The 17,942-nt window shown below is 37.1% G+C and carries 15 protein-coding genes; 5 read left to right on the top strand and 10 right to left on the bottom strand.

All coding sequences use genetic code 11. The features are described from left to right. Positions 1 to 233 precede the first annotated feature (233 nt). From U0R11_RS08115 to U0R11_RS08085, 7 genes are all read right to left on the bottom strand, one after another. A complete protein-coding gene (locus U0R11_RS08115; protein WP_406751208.1) occupies positions 234 to 1,382 on the bottom strand; it encodes an esterase in 1,149 nt (382 codons plus the stop codon). A gap of 36 nt (positions 1,383 to 1,418) precedes the next feature. After that, positions 1,419 to 2,576, bottom strand: coding sequence for an alpha/beta hydrolase-fold protein (locus U0R11_RS08110; RefSeq protein WP_406751207.1), 1,158 nt, complete (start codon positions 2,574 to 2,576; stop codon positions 1,419 to 1,421). Positions 2,577 to 3,012: 436 nt separating this feature from the next. After that, positions 3,013 to 3,621 carry a DUF2306 domain-containing protein gene (locus U0R11_RS08105; protein ID WP_406751206.1) on the bottom strand — a complete coding sequence of 203 codons (609 nt, stop codon included), beginning with the start codon at positions 3,619 to 3,621 and terminating at the stop codon, positions 3,013 to 3,015. Between the two features lie 359 nt (positions 3,622 to 3,980). Further along, a complete protein-coding gene (locus U0R11_RS08100) occupies positions 3,981 to 5,096 on the bottom strand; it encodes a PepSY-associated TM helix domain-containing protein (RefSeq protein WP_406751205.1) in 1,116 nt (371 codons plus the stop codon). 12 nt (positions 5,097 to 5,108) lie between these two features. After that, positions 5,109 to 7,259, bottom strand: coding sequence for a TonB-dependent siderophore receptor (locus U0R11_RS08095; protein WP_406751204.1), 2,151 nt, complete (start codon positions 7,257 to 7,259; stop codon positions 5,109 to 5,111). A 475-nt stretch (positions 7,260 to 7,734) separates the two neighbouring features. Then, a complete protein-coding gene (locus tag U0R11_RS08090) occupies positions 7,735 to 9,432 on the bottom strand; it encodes a GMC oxidoreductase (protein WP_406751203.1) in 1,698 nt (565 codons plus the stop codon). Positions 9,433 to 9,434: 2 nt separating this feature from the next. After that, on the bottom strand, positions 9,435 to 10,331 hold the full coding sequence (locus U0R11_RS08085) for a sugar phosphate isomerase/epimerase family protein (protein ID WP_406751202.1): 897 nt from the start codon (positions 10,329 to 10,331) through the stop codon (positions 9,435 to 9,437). Between the two features lie 223 nt (positions 10,332 to 10,554). Between U0R11_RS08085 and U0R11_RS08080 the strand changes: the two genes are divergently transcribed. Next, positions 10,555 to 10,848, top strand: a complete 294-nt coding sequence (locus U0R11_RS08080; protein WP_406751201.1) for a hypothetical protein — start codon at positions 10,555 to 10,557, stop codon at positions 10,846 to 10,848. Between the two features lie 141 nt (positions 10,849 to 10,989). Further along, on the top strand, positions 10,990 to 11,679 hold the full coding sequence (locus U0R11_RS08075) for a CPBP family intramembrane glutamic endopeptidase (protein ID WP_406751200.1): 690 nt from the start codon (positions 10,990 to 10,992) through the stop codon (positions 11,677 to 11,679). A 315-nt stretch (positions 11,680 to 11,994) separates the two neighbouring features. Here the strand turns inward: U0R11_RS08075 and U0R11_RS08070 are convergent, their stop codons facing one another. Next, positions 11,995 to 12,906, bottom strand: coding sequence for a LysR family transcriptional regulator (locus U0R11_RS08070; RefSeq protein WP_406751199.1), 912 nt, complete (start codon positions 12,904 to 12,906; stop codon positions 11,995 to 11,997). 263 nt (positions 12,907 to 13,169) lie between these two features. On the opposite strand from U0R11_RS08070, the gene U0R11_RS08065 reads away from it, so the two are divergent. The 3 genes from U0R11_RS08065 to U0R11_RS08055 all read left to right on the top strand — a co-directional run bounded on the left by U0R11_RS08065 (position 13,170) and on the right by U0R11_RS08055 (position 16,823). After that, complete coding sequence (locus tag U0R11_RS08065) at positions 13,170 to 14,141, top strand: sodium-dependent bicarbonate transport family permease (RefSeq protein ID WP_329958543.1); 972 nt, start codon at positions 13,170 to 13,172, stop codon at positions 14,139 to 14,141. A 309-nt stretch (positions 14,142 to 14,450) separates the two neighbouring features. After that, a complete protein-coding gene (locus tag U0R11_RS08060; RefSeq protein ID WP_406751198.1) occupies positions 14,451 to 15,206 on the top strand; it encodes a DUF3050 domain-containing protein in 756 nt (251 codons plus the stop codon). Between the two features lie 138 nt (positions 15,207 to 15,344). Then, entirely contained in the window at positions 15,345 to 16,823 is a 1,479-nt protein-coding gene (locus U0R11_RS08055; protein ID WP_406751197.1) for an acyl-CoA synthetase, read from the top strand. Here the strand turns inward: U0R11_RS08055 and madM are convergent. Continuing rightward, on the bottom strand, positions 16,813 to 17,568 hold the full coding sequence (gene madM, locus U0R11_RS08050; RefSeq protein ID WP_406751196.1) for a malonate transporter subunit MadM: 756 nt from the start codon (positions 17,566 to 17,568) through the stop codon (positions 16,813 to 16,815). The genes U0R11_RS08055 and madM overlap by 11 nt on opposite strands. Further along, positions 17,565 to 17,927: a malonate transporter subunit MadL gene (madL, locus tag U0R11_RS08045; RefSeq protein ID WP_406751195.1), complete on the bottom strand. Its 363-nt coding sequence runs from the start codon at positions 17,925 to 17,927 to the stop codon at positions 17,565 to 17,567. The genes madM and madL overlap by 4 nt, the downstream gene beginning before the upstream one ends. Positions 17,928 to 17,942: the final 15 nt, after the last annotated feature.

Raw genomic sequence — 17,942 nt, 5'->3', positions numbered from 1 at the left:
GGTAATATTTTTTGGGATCTATTTCTGCACTTTTAGGTTTAATAATTTAAATGATTCTTCGTGGTTTTTCGATGTAATTACCATGTGCAATTGAAAATTTCTTTCTTGTAAAATATCAAATAATCACTCAGAAACATCTAGATGGAGAACGTATTCTAAATGATATTAAAAGTTTTCCCCACATACGGTGTAAACACCTAATCCACATGTGTGTGTAGATTAGGTGTGTGTATTTATTTGAATAGCTGAGGAGCAAATGTATTTAGATAGATTCTCCAATTAGACCACGTATGTCCTCCAGGATTCACAAAAAAGGTATGTTTAAGTTCATTTTCTGTTAAGGTTTTATCTAATAATCTAGCGGGCTCAATTAAGAAGTCGCTGTCGCCACAGGCCAAGAAGTACAGTTTGTAACCCGCTTTTTTCAAATTTTGAAATTGAAGATTGTAGTCAGCCTTCGCTTTCTCATCCGCTATTCTAATTCCATTACTTAATGGACAGATGTAACTAAAGAAACCAGGATTTAAATTGCTAACTCGGATCGTATGGCCAGCACCCATAGAAAGTCCTGCTATGGCTCTAGATTTTGGGTTGGCGATGACTTTATAATTCGTTTCGATGTAGGGAACGATGTCTTTTACTATGCTATTCACATACAAGTCCGCAATTTTTGGATCGTTACGATCAAAGGTTTTTTCGGGTAACATGGAAGTTTTGGCGGCTTGTTGACCCGGATTCCCATTGGGCATGACGACTATCATTGGCTTTGCCAACCCTTTTTCGATCAAATTATCCATAATTTGACAAGTGCGCCCCATGGTATTCCAGGCATCTTCATCACCTCCAGCACCGTGTAATAAGTAAAGCACGGGATATTTCTCTTTGTTGGATTCATATCCGAAAGGAGTATACACAAACATTCTTCGGTTAACCCCTATAGTAGGAGAATCATACCAAACTTGCGACAAATTACCTCTGGAATTGGCTTCAAAGTAATTAGCTGCCAAATCCCCAGGAATGAGCAATACACTTAAATACCGAGTACCATCACGTTGCATGAGAATGTTGGTGGCATCTGTTACCGGTAGGCCATCGACGATAAAATGGTAGGTATATAATTCTGATTTTGGTTTGGGAATACTGGTAGACCAAAGGCCCAACTTATCTTTTTTCATTAATACCGATTGGGAAGGTTTTTCCATCCAAGAGCCATATAATTTAACCGTATCTGCATATGGATTTGAAATCCTAAAAATCACCTCTTGCTCTTTTATTTCTGGTGAAATGATGGGTTTTTGTCCAGCAAAATTGGCTAGCTCTTGTGCATAAGAAGCGATAACGAGGAATAATAATAGAAATGAAAGTATGTATTTCTTGTTCATGTTTTCGATGTTTAAATGTGTCCAGTTGGATTCAATTTATTTGAAAAGTAATGGACCAAATGTATTTAAATAGATTCTCCAATTAGACCAAGTATGCCCACCAGGGGAAACAAAAAAGGTATGTTCTACTCCATTTTTGCTTAGAGAGGCCTCGGTTGTTTTCGCTATTTCCCAAAGGAAATCTTCATTTCCACAAGCAAACCAATACAATTTATAACCGGCTTTTTTTACTCCTTGAAGTTTAGATTCAAATTCTGGTGTAATAGTTCGAACACCAATACTAAGTGGACAGATGTAATTGAAAGTTCCTGGGAATTCATTACTAACACTGATGGTATGAGCTCCACCCATGGAGAGTCCAGCTACTGCCCTTGAATCGGCGTTAGGAATAGCTCTGTAATTCTTTTCTACATAAGGAATGATGTCTTTTACTATACTAGTAATGTATAAATTTTGAAAAGCGGGGTCATTTCGATCATATAATTTTTCATCCAATAACAACGTTTTGGCCGCCTTCTGGCCAGGATTCCCATTAGGCATGACACAAATCATAGGAACGGCTAATTTCTTTTCAATTAAATTATCTAGTATTTGAACAGCCCTTCCCATCGTACTCCATGCATCTTCATCTCCGCCACCGCCATGTAGTAAATAAAGGACTGGATAGTTTTGATTGGATGTTTCATAACCATAGGGAGTATACACATACATGTGTCTATTACTACCAATGGTGGGAGAATCATACCATACTTTTTTCAAATTTCCTCGTTGATTTGCCTCAAAATAATTGCTCGTAGTCTTTCCCGGAACTAATAAAACACTTAAATACCGAACGCCATCACGCTGTAAAAAGATGTTATTTACATCATTGACAGTCATGCCATCTACAATGAAATGATAGGTATATAACTCTGGAGAAGGAGTTGGAATTTTCACGGTCCAAGTTCCCACCGAGTCTTTCAGCATGTTCGTAGAAGAATCAAAGCTTTTCATCCATGAGCCATAAAGCCTGACCAATTTTGCTTTGGGAGCAGAAATGCGAAATGTGACCGTTTTTTCTCCAATTTCTGGAGAGACGATAACGGCTCTTCTGACATTTGCCATTTCTTGTCCCTGTGAGGTAAAAACAGATATAGACAAGAAACTAATAAGGCCAACAGAATACATGGTAATAAATCGGACTTTTGTTTTCATGAGGTATGGTTATTTGGATTTATGACTATTAATAGAGGAAATATAATTTTTAATTTACGAATTATTTTGGAGTAAGGGTCTCCATTCATGTATTTAGAGGGAATTCTTTCATGAAATCAGAAGGGTAGATCTTTTTTAAAAATGCGTTTAGCGCAGTCAAAAAATTAGTTCTCATAGGTTTAAGAGCATTTTAAAAGCAATCGCGAATTACTTAAAAATGCAGCTATAGAGATTTCTTGAAATTGGAAGAAAAAATAGCGACCCAATGATGGACTTCTCTCATGCAAACCCCAAGAGAAATTTGAATTGATGCTATGGATGAAGGAAATTAACTTATGGACAGATATTAATATGATCTTACCTACGAAATAAAGGAAGATTTGAAAGTAAAATTAAAGGGGAAGCCCTCATTTTTGAGGGCTTCCCCTAATTATAATCAAGTGATTTGGAGTGCGGAGTCTTTTTTTATTATCATCAAAGCAATAAGGAGGTTTGGAACCCAACAAAACCAAGCTAAATAGGGATAGAATAATTCAAAAGGCAAACCAATGGCAAAGCCAATTCCAAGTCCAATTCGTAATGTGACGGCAGCAAAAGTAAGTGAAAAGTTGACGACCATCCAGTCTTTATGTGCTTGAATCTTTTTACGAACAATGGAAGAATAGGCATAAAATCCAGAAGTTATCCATAAAATGGCCAATAGGAAAAACCCTACATGTGAAATCATTCCCCCAAAGGAAAATTGTGCCATATATAATCCAGAAAAACCACCCAGGAAGACACACAGTAAATAGACTTTACCTAGTTTTCGATGTACATGAATATGATTCATTCGAAATTTTTCATTGAATTGAAAAGGGCCTAAAATTAATGCTATAATGGATGGGAATATATGAGCATATATCCCAAGTGCATGCGCATTAAAGTTGACTTTCATGGATGGGTGAACAGCGTTTCCTAGTTCAAGAAAAGCGTATGCGAAAAAAGCATATATCCCAATTAATGCAGAAGAAATATAGATGAGAGATTTAACTACTTTATTCATGAGGTCTTGACATTGAAATTACGTACTAATTTTTTGAATCAACTATTTAATGAGCGCTAGCCCCTTTTTGATCGAGTTTAGATTTATGTAATACTAAATATTAGCGTAGTTCAACACTTGCGCAGAGAACTAATTATAATCTTGAAAATATACGGAATTACATCCTATTCATCCTTCAAATGAATCTAATTTTACGATTAAATAATGTGAGGTAATTGGGATCATGGTACAGATTTTTTATCCCTGATGAAGTAAACATAGGGGATTTTAAAATTGGGGGAATAGAGATTTCTTATGGAAAGAAATGTTTTATCCACTTCTTTAGGTTTACCATTTTGGGGAGTCTAAAAATGAGGAAATTACCTATTAGGAGATTTTTTTCGCCATCTACCATACCAAATTAAGCCACCTGAAACAGGTAAAGATGCAATCAGTAAACTCATGATACAGGCAAGTATCTTTCCAGTTAAACCTAATGCCGAACCTACATGTATATCATAATTTAAGCGCAATAGTTTGTCCGCAGCATAGGCATCTCGATAGTGCCCCCAAATATGATTTACCCGAATCTCTTTAAGTGAAAACTGATTATAATAGACATAATCAGCCTTCCAGTAAGTTTCATAACTTGGATTTATCACCACCGAAATACTAGAATTTTCGGTCTCAGGAGGATGCAATTCAATGTGCGCGAAATGAGCTCCAGAAGAGTAATATTGATGAAATATAGCATCTAATGGCTGCTTTGTGACAGGAGTCATATGTCGAGATATAGGCTCTTCATAAACCATGCTTTTTTCCCCGCCAAAGGCTTTATGATACCAAATGGCAAAATTTGGCATAACCCAAACCAACCCCGTTATGATAAACATAAGTGAAAAGGAGAGGGAGTAAAAGCCTATGATACCATGAATATCCCAATTTTTTCTTTTCCATTTTGTACTTTCTTTCCATTTGAACCAAATCCGCTTTTTGAGTATGTGCCAGTTTTTAGGAAGCCATAATATAAATCCACTTAATACGATGATGGAAAATAGTAGTGTAACTAGTAACACGACCACCCTCCCCACTTCTTGTGGTAGCCATAAATACATATGACCTTTTAGTATGAAGGGAAAAAAACCCTCTTCCATATTTTGCGTATGCAACACCATTCCAGTATAGGGATTGATGTACATGATGTAATAGTAGAAAGGATCTCGATGGTAGAATGTTACCTCTATCGAATGATTGTCTTTGTAATATTTAATCGAGTGTACATTTTTATCAGGCAGTTCTTTATGAGCAATTTGTTGAATTTCACTTGGTAGCAGAATCCTTTTGTTTTCTTTTAACACAAATCGATATTCGTCAGTAAAATCCTGAATTTCTTTTTGAAAAGCATACAAGCAACCCGTTATGGATATGATAAATACCAATAGCCCGGTTATTAAACCGAGCCAAAGGTGGAATTTGCGCAAATATTTTTTGATCACCTCTTAAATGAATTAGAATTTATAATTGAATCCAAGAGAAACAGATCTCAAACGCTGAGGAGTAACCGTGCTCCATCCGGCATAATACTTCGTATTGGCCAGGTTATCTACTTTCAAATTGATACTATACTGGTTGATTGTATAAGCAAATGAGGCATTGAAAATGGTATAGCTTGGTAAGGTAAAACTACCAATATTAGCACGGTTTAAGGTGTTGAATTCACTGGCATAATTAGCACCTAAGCCGAAGCTTAATCCTTTTAATGTTGATTTTTGAACCCGATAAATAGCCCAAAAATTAAATAGATTGGCAGGTCCGGCCTCTTCTGTTCTCAAGCCTAAATACCCACCGTTTGGCGTATCTTTTTTCACTTCATTTTCATTATGGCTATAGCCAGTAATGATACTTAGACCTTCAATTGGGCTAGTTACCATACTCAGTTCAAAACCTTTGCTCTCAACCTCACCTCCTTGAATGGTGTTATTTATATTATTGGGGTCAGACATGGACTTATTGGAAACCAGGATATTGTAATAACTAGCAGTTAGCGCAATTTTGTCTTTGTACAAATTCGTTTTGACTCCTACCTCCCATTGATTGGCATGTTCAGGAGTAAGAATTTTAAGGGTGGGATTATTGCCATTTACATCAGCGACTTCTACAGGACTCAGATTCTTAAATCCATTCATGTAATTACCAAAAATGGAAACTTTATTTAGTATTGGCTGGTAAACAATCCCAAATTTGGGAGAGAAAGTGGTTTGAGATGTTAATTGATCTGAACTCCAGATGGATGGATTTCCTTGGAAATTGTCTAAACGCAAGCTCAACATCGTCGAGAATTTCGGTGTGAATTGGATTACATCAGAAACATAAGCACTCAAAATTTTAGTTTCAGCGATGGAATTCCCTTCTGCCGAATTAATCAATAATTGATCCGTTCCTTGGGTCGTTAATTTGCCGTTATCGGTTTGGTTAACTAAGGATACTACACCATTGGCAACCCAGCCAGTGCTGTAATTTTCAACTTGGCTGCTTAGGTAATCTATTCCTACTAACAAGTTGTTTTTGAAATCACCTAGGGTAAAATTGCCAACAAAATTTTGTTGTATATCCAAGGTATTGGTTTCTCCATCACGTTTTGAAATAAAGCGGGTAAATTCATTTCCATTCGAAGAATCCCATAGGTACTGGTAATAGCCGTTGGTTTTGGTATGACTTCTTGATAGAATCGTTTGTGAGGTCCAGTTATTGGAAAGTTTATATAAAGCCTGCGACAGAATGCTGAAACTTGGGTTTTTCATGCTTAGGCTATTTGATGTATATGATTTCTCGTAACTTTTTTCAAATAGATCCATAGCCTTGAAGGATAATGCAGCGTATCTGTTCAGGAAAATCATCGGGGTATTGGTAGCCTCTGCATTTTTAAATTCAGTATTGAAAAGGAAAGTCAATTTTTTGCTCGCGTTTATTTTTATACTTGGGGCCAAGTAAAATGCTTTATTGAAGCCCGCATCTTGGAAGCTTTTTTCATATTGATTAGCCACATTTAAACGTGTGAATATTTTATCACCAAGTGGGATATTGATATCGGCCGTAAAGCGGTTCAGTCCGTAACTTCCAGATATATATCCTACCTCTCCTCCTAGTCTTTCATAAGGCCTTTTGGTTACAATATTGATCAATCCTCCATAAGCAATCAAACTACCACCATACAAGGTGCCCGATGGCCCTTTAATCACTTCAATACTTTCAATATTAGCAGGATCAACTGTTCCGTTTGAAATATTGGGCATACCATTCATCATAGTAGGTTGCAGTGCAAAGCCCCTCATGCTATAAAACTCAGCACCATCACCACCTCTTCCTGTGCTTTCCCATAATCGGGTAATACCTGTTGCATTTTTTAAGGCATCATGTAGATTGGTGACGAGTTGGTCTTTCAATAAATTTTTAGAGATGGTATTATAAACTTGCGGGTTTTGCAAGTTTTTCAAAGGCATTTTAGATACAGCTACACTGGAATCAATCTTATAATCATTTCGGTATGCAGTTACTGTAACCTCCGACAATTCTTTGACAAAAGTGGTGTCACTTTGAATTTTTTGAGCAAATGTTGTGATGCTCATTAGCATCAATGGAAATAGGGTGTATTTTTTCATGTTTTTATTTGGACTAATTCTAAATAAGGACAAATATAGGGAAGGAAGCCCCCAATGCAAGGCCTTATTTAAAATAATTCTAAATAATGACTTGATTAACCCATGAATGGAAAGCGATTATAGATTTTAACCTCAGTAAAAAGGGTGTCCAAGGGGGTATTGGAGCCTATATTTCAACTGAAACCATCCCCATTTGAATGGTTTTAAATTTTTCCAAACAACCTAATGGAAGTTTTGGAGATTAAAGGGAAGTTAAATACGAAGGGAGAGGTTTCTCCAATCAAAATGATACAAGCATGAATAAGAATAAGCAAAATGCTAGAAACAAAAAATTAATTTGAGCTTTGGTCCTAATCTTATACTATCCCCCAATGCTAAAATTTTCTTGACTAAAAACGGATAAATTTAGTGGATGCACGGTTTTGGGAAGTTGATATTTTTTAAAATTCCTTAAAGCCGCGATTAAATAAATTCACTATAAATTCCGCCTCTTTTTTTCACGTATTGCATAATCGACAGCCCTAGCGGTAAGTGCCATGTAAGTGAGGGATGGATTTTGAGTGGAGGTTGATGTCATACAAGATCCATCGGTGACAAATACATTTTTACAAAGATGCATTTGGTTAAAAGCATTTAACATAGAGGTATTGGGATCTTTTCCCATGCGCACTCCTCCCATTTCATGATTTTCATTTCCAGGTAAGCGTTTCGTGTCTATGGCCAGTATATTTTTGAATCCTGCAGCTTCATACATGTCAGTAAATTGCTCATGAAAATCCTTTAACATCTTCTCATCATTATTGTCATATGCCACCGAAACTCTTAGTTGGGGTATCCCATATTTATCTTTTAATTGTTTATCTAAGCGAACGGTAGAATGTGCCTTGGGAATAGTTTCCCCCATCATTCCCACGTTGATTTGCCAATTTCCAAGTTTTTGAGTTAGTAAGGATTGTTTTAACGATTCTCCAACAAGATCATGGGCGTTTTCCACGATTCTGCTGGCCGATAGATTACTGGCATAACCTCTCAAGAAATCAGTTTCTTGTTTATACACATTTCTAAATCGTGGGATATATCCAGAAGTGGGTCTTTTACCCGCTGTTTTATAAGCCAAATCCCCATCATATTCTGCCGTAATTCTACCTCGATAACTATGAAAAGCCATGTGTGTACCCAATATTCCAGAATCATTGCCTAGTCCATTGGGGAATCGAGAAGAAGTGGAATTCAACAAAATTAAATTAGTCGCTAATGGAGAAGCGTTCACAAAAATGATAGAAGCAATAAATTCTTCCATTTCATGAGTTAATGCATTGACCACTCGAACGCCAATGGCTTTGTTTTTATTCTCATCAAAAATGATGGAATGAGCAATAGCGTGTGTTTTTAGGGTTAAATTTCCTGTATTATATGCCGCAGGTAAAGTGGCAGAATTGCTACTAAAATATCCTCCATAGGGGCATCCTCGTTCGCAAAGTGTTCGGTTTTGGCATTGGCTTCTACCTACTGATAGGTGGATTTTGTCAGCTTGACTTAAATTGGCAGTGCGCGCAATAATGACATGCCGATCAGGATACGTATTTTTTACTACTTGCCCAAAATGCTTTTCAACACAGGATAAGTCATAAGGCTTTATAAAATCACCATCAGGTAAGGTTTCCAAACCGTCTTTGTTGCCAGAAATTCCCACAAATTTCTCCACATAACTGTACCAAGGAGCGATATCTTGATAACGAATAGGCCAGTCGACAGCAAATCCATCTCGAGCTGGACCGGTAAAATCAAAATCACTCCAACGCTGCGTATGTCGGCCCCATAAAAGCGATCTGCCACCCACATGATAAGCTCGAATCCAATCATAGGGCTTTTCTTGAATGTAAGCCTGTTCTTCGTCTTTCGTTAAAAAATGAGAAGTGGCTTCGGTGAAAATAAAATTTTTACTGGCAATTTTGTATTCTTTTTTAACCTCTAATGGAACTTGGCCTCCATGTGGAAAATCCCATGGATGATGCATGGCGGTTGGATAATCTGTCACATGTTTTACATCTCTACCTCGATCTAATAGGAGAGTTTTCAGGCCTTTTTCTGTGAGTTCTTTGGCAGACCATCCACCACTTATGCCAGAACCAATGACGATGGCATCAAACGTATTTTTATCCTTCAAACTCATTTTTACTGCCAATATGTTGAAATTTTTTTAGAAAAATGTGGAATGGCAATTTCTGGCTCCTGTATTTCAGGATGCCAAAGTTTTTCCCATTCAAAGCTATAATAGCCAGAATATCCTCCTGCCTTTAGCGCATGAAGGGCTTCGCTAAGGGGTGCGTTTCCTTCTCCTATGAGCGTGTATTTTTCGCCTGCATCGGATACAATTGCATCTTTTATGTGTGTGTGTAAAATATACTTTTTCAATAGGGCATATACCTGAGCAGGGGGCTCTTTCGTAATTGACCACATATTAAAGAAGTCCCAAACCAGACCTACATGAGCATGGTTTGTTTCTTGCATGATATGTAGGAGCATGTCACTTTTTATAATCTTTCCGTGAGACTCCAAAAGTACTTTTACCCCAGATGATGTAGCAAAATCCCCTAAGTCAATCAATGATTGAATGATGGCATTAACGGTTTCTTTTTCTGGCTGATCTTTAGGTAGGTCATTGGGAAATACCCGAATAAAGGGGCAGGATAAACGGCTTGCAAGCTCAATGTATTTTTTTGCCTCATCCATATTGCTTTGCCTTTTTTTGGGGTCTAAAAAATGCATATTGGCTGATGAACCTAAATTAACAATTTTCAAACCAGCATCTCTTACTCGCCTCCTAGTGGAAGAAATAGTTGTAGGGGAAAATAGGGGATTAGCTGGAAGGTCTAAATCTCCTTTTATTCCCCTTATTTCAATTCCTGAATACTTATATTCTGCAGCCCGTTGAACCACTTGTGAAAAATCCCAAGATGGACATCCTAACGTTGAAAAAGATAAGCGTGCTTTAGGTGCTTTGCTTACATGCAAGGCTGCTAGGCCAAAGAGCCCTGAGCTTTGTTTTAAAAATTCACGCCGGTTTTTCATATGTTAATCTTGATATGATAATGAATGTAATAAAATTATCTTTATTTAATTTCACCAAATTGCTTTAACAGTAATTATTGACATCTTTTACAAATTTACATCCATGATATTGTTGATTTAAACCCATTTTATTGCGGAATTACTACTTGGAAGGTATCGATGCCATCTGCTTAGATTCGCTTATTTGTTTTACATTTGAAAAGTAAAACAGCATTATCATTCTATGAACATCCTACAATCATTTAAAGAATCTTTGCAGCATTCATCTCCTCCTTCTAATCTTGGTCCTATCTTGAAGAGTCTTTGGTATGATGCCAAAGGGGATTGGGACAGCGCGCATGCGCAAGTAGATCAATTAAACGACCGAGATTCTGCTTGGGTGCATGCCTATTTACATCGTAAAGAAGGGGACTTGTGGAATGCCGATTATTGGTATGGAAGAGCCAAGAAAAATCGACCGGATGTGACTTTAGAGGAAGAGTGGGAGAAGCTGTTGGAGCTTTTTTTAACTAAATGAGTCATTAAAATTAGAAAGAATGCCGTGTTCTCCTTTCTAAGCTAAAAGAAAACTTACTAAGCAAGATTATTCGCTATTTGTATATGTGATTTGGGAGTTTTGTTTGGGAGGGTAAATTCACAATTGATAGAAAAAGAGACTATGGCCGGATTATTTGTTGAGTTGCTCCTTTCTTGGATATTGCTTTGGTTTTTTGACAAAAGCCATCTTAATGCCTTGGGAATATTGCCCTCTTCACAGCGATTTTTTGATCTAATCTTTGGACTAATTTGTTCTACTCTGGTAGCAGGTTTTGGATTGTATATGTTGGTTTATATCTCTAAATCCAGCATTGGCATTAACCCTAATTTTACTTCTAGTAATTTTTTTGAACGACTCTTATGGATGTTTAATTCGGTGGTCTATGAAGAACTGATTTTTAGAGGAGCGTTGTTGTATATCGCAATTAGCAAGTTGGGGATTTATAAAGCCTGTTTAATATCTTCTGTTGCTTTCGGAATCTATCATTGGTTTACATTTGGGGCTTTGGGGAATATTCTTCAAATGGCTTATGTGTTTATTTTGACAGGATTTGCAGGAGCCATATTTGCTTTTTCTTTTGCTTATTCAAGATCCATGTGGTTGGCTATTGGACTACATCTAGGATGGAATGTTGTATCTAATATCGTGTTTTCTCAGGGACAATCAGAAGATCAATTATTGCTTATCCGCGGGGGACAAAAAATAGGAAATATGTGGTCATGGGTATATTTTTTATACCAAATTTCTATTTTACCTATTCCTGTTTTTTATTATTTAAAGCTAAGTACAAAAAAGAGGAATGATGATTGAAGATCGTCTATTTAAATGTGCTGATTTACTGTCCAATTTTTAAGCTCATTCTGTTATTTTAGATGCTTTGAAATCAATTATTCCGCTAAATATATGAATATGTTTTCATCCAAGGCCAATCATCAGAACATCATAATTTCAAGAAAATGTATAAATTTTTTTAATGATATACTTAACGAATTTTAATTTTTTACTGTTAAAAGCCGTCCCTATATTGTGGCACAATTAACTGTCGCTCAATGAAATAAATGAAAGTGGTGGTTTATTTAATGAAAAAATAATTTTTAAAGCCAAGCACTTTGTGTCTGGCTTTCTTTATGTAAAATACTTTTTAGAAATCTGTTCTTTATTTTTCGCGACAAATTGCAAAAATGCATCACTTACAGGGGAGTGCTTTTTTCTTATATTCCAAACCAATTTCCATTGAGTAGTTATAGGTAATCCTTTTTGTGGAATAATGACTAATGAACCATTTTGCAATTCATTCTTTATTCCTATAATGGGCATGATGGAATAGCCCAGGCCTGCTATGACGGCTTGTTTTACGGCTTCATTTGACATTAATTCAATTTTTTTGACTGACTGAATCTCTTGATTCTGTAAATAAGTTTCCATTATTTTTCGGGTGCCAGACCCTAATTCTCGATATATAAAGGGGAGATTAGAGGGAAAATGGGAAGGATTAAATTCAGGATTTTGTGAAATAAAATCGCGATTCCCTACTAAGTATAATTCATTCTTGAGTAATTCCATGTACTCATAGTTTTTCCCTTCAATAGGGAGAGAAACTAAACTAAAATCTACTTCATTTTTTTCAAGACTTTCCATGACTTTTCCTCTGTTACTTACATCCATGGATAATTCCACTCCAGGATTTGCTTTCAAAAAATCAGTTAAAAAGTAAGGGATTACATATTTCCCTGTGGAAACAACGGAGATTTTTAAACGACCGTAAAGTTGCCCTTTAAATGCCTTCATTTTATCATTGATGGCAATTACTTGTTCTATGATTTCTTCTGCAGATATGGCTATTTCTTTTCCGAAATCAGTCAAATAAAGCTTTTTACCTACGATTTCTACTAGGGGATATTCGAATTGAGCTTGGAAATTTTTTATCTGAATCGAAACAGCGGGTTGGGTAAGATTTAACTCTTCGGATGCTTTAGTGATGCTCTTCGTTTGAGCCACTTTAAGGAAAATTTGAAGTTGATTTAACGTATAATTCATAAATCTTATTTATGTATTTCATTCTAAATTTAAATAATATTAATGAATTTTTGGTATTTACTTTGCGTCCGATTTAAAAAAACGCGCATGAATATCAAAAAATCATCTTCCATACTAATTCATCTCATTTCCATTGTCATTCTACTTTATCTTATTAAATCTGGATCAGATCCTTTATGGGACAAAATAGGCATAACAACTGCGATTATTATGGAATTGAATTTACTTAGAATTTTACAAGAACAAGCTTAACTCACCATTTGATGATCAATTTTGAACTACTCGTATTTAATCTAACGAATCCCACCTTACTCTTTTTTATTTTAGGGATGCTTGCCAAATTTCTAAAAAGTGATTTGGAAGTACCTGCGGCATCCAAAAGTTTTATAGCTCTTTATCTTTTGTTTTCCATCGGTTTTAATGGCGGAACGGAATTGGCGGCTACTGGAATCACAGGAGAAATAGTCAAAAGCCTTGTCTTTGGTTTATGTTTGGCCAGCATAATTCCAGTGTATGCATTTTTTATACTAAGAACAAAACTGAACTCGTATAATGCTGGAGCGATAGCTGCTTCGTATGGTTCTGTAAGTGCCGTGACATTTGTGAGTGCTGTGGCTTTTCTGGAAATGAATCAGATGAAGTTTGGAGGAGAAATGGTAGCCGTAATGGCTTCCATGGAATTTCCAGCTATTATTATGGGCTTGCTATTGATGAGTTTATTTCCTTCGGAATCACAGCTAGAACAAAGGGAGAAGTTTCAATGGAAGAAAACCATACATCATTCTTTAACGAACGGAAGCGTATTGATGATTTTAGGCAGTTTATTGATTGGCTTTGTTTCAGATTCGAATCAAACAGCTGGTATTAAACACTTCACTTCCGATATTTTTAAGGGATTTTTAGCCATCTTTTTGCTGGATATGGGTATGGTTGCGGCTAGTCGGATTGCAGCATTTAGACAGCAGGGTTATTTTGTTTTATTCTTTGCTATACTTCTTCCCTTGTTTAATGGCTCCATGGTAGCTTATATCAGTCAATTCGTCACGGATAATCAAGGGAATCGATTGATTTTTGCGATTTTAGCCGCTAGTGCGTCCTATATTGCTGTTCCTGCAGCCATGCGGATGGTAGCACCGAAAGCGGATCCTGGAATTTACATCCCCATGGCTTTGGGGGTGACTTTCCCTTTTAATATTACGATTGGAATGCCCATATTTTTCCAATTGATACATTGATGTATTTCCAAGGGACTTGTGAACATTTAGTATTATTCGTTTGCAACCAAGCATCAAAAACAATTTGCAATTTTCGGAAGAGATAAATAATGTCACTCATTAAATTCATGAACAATGTCAATTCAACTTGTTCGTGTGGTGCAATTCTCGGCTTTTCAATAATCGATGTCAATTTTTTTTTTTGAGGAAGTAAATATTTATCCCGTATCTAAATAATGGGAAGATTCTATGTATTGTAATTACTGTAATCCTTAAAAATCAGGACTCATTTGTTCAAACAATTTTGACAAGAAAGGCGTTTTCTCCCATATGGAAAATCAACTATTACGCCTTACAAGTGAACTTGAAGGAGAAAGAAATAAACTTTTATCCCACCCTATTTACGCTAAAATTAGCGACTTAGCGGGATTACAAAAATTTACCCAAATACATGTATTTGCCGTTTGGGATTTTATGAGTTTGTTGAAATCACTGCAAATCGGTTTAACTTCAGTACAGCTTCCTTGGATTCCTGTGGGTTCGGCAGATACTCGATACTTCATCAATGAAATAGTTTTGGGAGAGGAGTCGGATGTTGATGAACAAGGAAACAGGATTAGTCATTTTGAACTCTATCAGAAAGCCATGATTCAAATGGGGGCTTCCACAGTATCCATTGATTTATTCATTGAAAAAGTACGTGAGGGGACGAATATTCAAGATGCGATTCAAGAAATAAGCTTACATCCACATGTACAATCATTTTTGGAATATACGTTTGATATAGCTTTGCATGCTCCCATTCACGTGAAGGCAGGGGTTTTTACCTTTGGACGTGAAGATTTAATTCCTTCGATGTTTCATCAATTATTGGAGCGCTTATATACCGAAGTTCCAGAGCAGGTATCTACCTTTCGATATTACATAGAAAGGCATATTGAAGTAGATGGCGATCATCATAGCCATTTGGCCATGGATATGGTTAGTCAATTATGTGGGAATGATGAAAATAAATGGGAGGAAGTTTTACAGGCTTCCAAAAAGGCGCTTGAAATTCGTTATTTATTGTGGGACGCATTCTTCTAATTGAATCACTAATTTCAGATCATTATTTTACCTATCACTTTGTGAGCGTGCAAGATTTATTGGATAATTTGTCCTAATTTTAAGTCTATTGAATCTTTTTGATTCAATACATTGTATATGAATTATCCCGTATAAACTATGTTATATTTTCAACAGAATGCTCGAACATTTGGAGATTCAGTCGCTCTTTTATCTGGCACTTCCACCTACACGTATTCCACGCTGATTGATCGATCAGAACAAATTGCTAGTGCACTATTGCGGGATCAATCGGACTTAGATGAGTCCCCTGTGGCCTATATGGTGGAGCCAGGATTTGCCTATGTATCTTCTCAGTGGGGGATTTGGTTGGCAGGAGGTATTGCAGTCCCCGTAGCGTTAGCCCATCCTTTGGATTCCATCAAATACATCCTTCAAGATACAGGAGCGAAGACCTTCATCTGCTCAGCTAGTTTTACCTCATTGCTCTCCGACTATTGCCAGGAGGCGGGTGTTCGATTGCTTATTTGGGAAGAAATGCCCCAATTAGATCAAACCCCATTACCTGAAGTGGTGGTGGATCGGGGAGCTATGATATTGTATACTAGTGGCACCACTAGCCTTCCTAAAGGGGTGTTAAGTACACATCATGGTATAGAAAGTCAAATTAAATCCTTGGTAGAAGCATGGAATTACACGGCCAATGATCACACGCTTTGTGTTTTGCCTTTGCACCATATTCATGGGATTATTAATGTGATATCTGCCACCTTGTACGTAGGAGGAAAAGTTCAATTTTTGCCACAATTCTCGCCTGAGGAAATCTTTACTCGATTTAAGCAAGGGGCATTGAACGTATTCATGGCGGTACCTACCATCTATTTTAAGCTTATTGCTTATTTGGAATCACTGACCGACCGTGAACGAAATGAACTAAAAACGTGTATGCAAGCTTTTCGTCTCATGATATCGGGTTCAGCGGCTTTGCCTGTTTCTGTGATGGAAAAATGGGAAGTTTTAAGTGGGCAGCGCTTATTGGAAAGGTACGGAATGACAGAAATTGGCATGGCTATTAGTAATCCTTATCAAGGAGAGCGACGGGCTGGGCATGTAGGTATGCCATTACCGAGTGTTCAAGTTAGATTGGTTGATGAGGAAAATAGAATGGTGGAAGGTCAGCCTGGCGAAATCCAAATTAAAGGGCCAACGGTTTTCAAGGAATATTGGGGAAAAGAAAAAGCGAGTCAAGAAGCATTTACGGAAGATGGCTGGTTCAAAACCGGGGATGTGGCCGAATTAACGGATGGTTATTATCGAATTTTGGGAAGAAATTCCACCGATATCATTAAATCGGGAGGATATAAATTATCCGCTTTGGAGATTGAAGAAGTACTAAGAACTCACCCCAGTGTAGAAGATTGTTCTGTAGTCGGTTTACCAGATGAAGAATGGGGAGAAATTGTTGCAGCAGCGGTGGTTTTGAAATCCAATAGTAGTACAGATGAATTGAATACTTTTATGCGAAGTAAAATGCCGGCCTATCGAGTTCCTAGAAAGTATGTATTCCTTTCTGAATTGCCAAGAAATGCGATGGGTAAGGTGACCAAAAACGACTTGAAAGTATTGTTTATATCATAGCTTTTAAGGCTAAATAAAAGACGCTTGGACAAAGTAGACACCCTAAACCCGTATAAAAAGTAGCGGTTAATGCTCCGTAAGGTACGAGCTTTTGGTCTGTGGCGGCTAAACCTGCTGCCACTCCACTCGTGGTTCCCATGAGTCCTCCAAAAACCATAGCTGCATGTGGATTGTCTAGTTTAATTTTAGTCGCGACCAAGGGGGTAAACACGGTTACTACAATGGCTTTGACTACTCCTGTAGCCACACTTAATGCGATTACATCTGAACTAGCTCCTAAAGCTGAACCTGTTACAGGACCTACAATGAACGTTAATGTTCCTGCCCCAATGGTCGCGAGGCTTTCGGCATCGTGATATCCAAAAGCTAAGCCCACACAAACTCCCACGATAAAAGAAAGAGACAAACCCAATATCAATGAAATGATGCCGGCTTTTCCAGCTTGTATCATGACAGGAAAGCTTACGCCCAAAGCTGTGGAAACAATGCAGAAATCCCTGAACATGGAACCTCCTACTAATTTAAAACCATTGAAAAGCGGAAAATCGGCAATTCCTTTTTCTCCACCTGTTATCATCCCTCCATAATAGGCCAACAGTAAACCCAATAAAATGGCAATGGCAGAACCGGGTATTTTTTTACGTAAAAGCCTGGTGGAAATTTGATCAGCTATCAACATAATGATAGCGATGAAGAGAAAACTAGTAATCATACCATTTTTCTCAAAAAAGGAAATGATATTCATGAATGTGTGGTTTTTATGCTCGAAATAAGAGGAACTAAGGCAAAGCCAATGATGACAATGAGGGTTCCTGCGACAATAGGGAGTATGCCGTGATTAAATGCGAGTAGGGCATTTTGACTGGCCGACATGGCCACGATAACGGGGATGTACATATTGCTCCAAAATCCAATTCCTTCATCAAAATTGGATTTGACCCATTGTTTTTTTTGAAAATAGTTATGTAAAAGAACCAGTAGCAACATGGCAAATCCCACACCGCCTACATTGGCTTGAACACCAATCATTTCACCTAAAAAATCTCCAAATAATTGACCTGCTAAATAACTAAAGGCAAGTAAACCTAATCCATAAATGAGCATAAATTTGCGGGCTAA

This window comes from Aquirufa salirivi (genome assembly GCF_045310485.1).
Taxonomy (GTDB): Bacteria; Bacteroidota; Bacteroidia; order Cytophagales; family Spirosomataceae; genus Aquirufa; species Aquirufa salirivi.
This window is presented reverse-complemented; position numbering and strand designations above follow the sequence as displayed.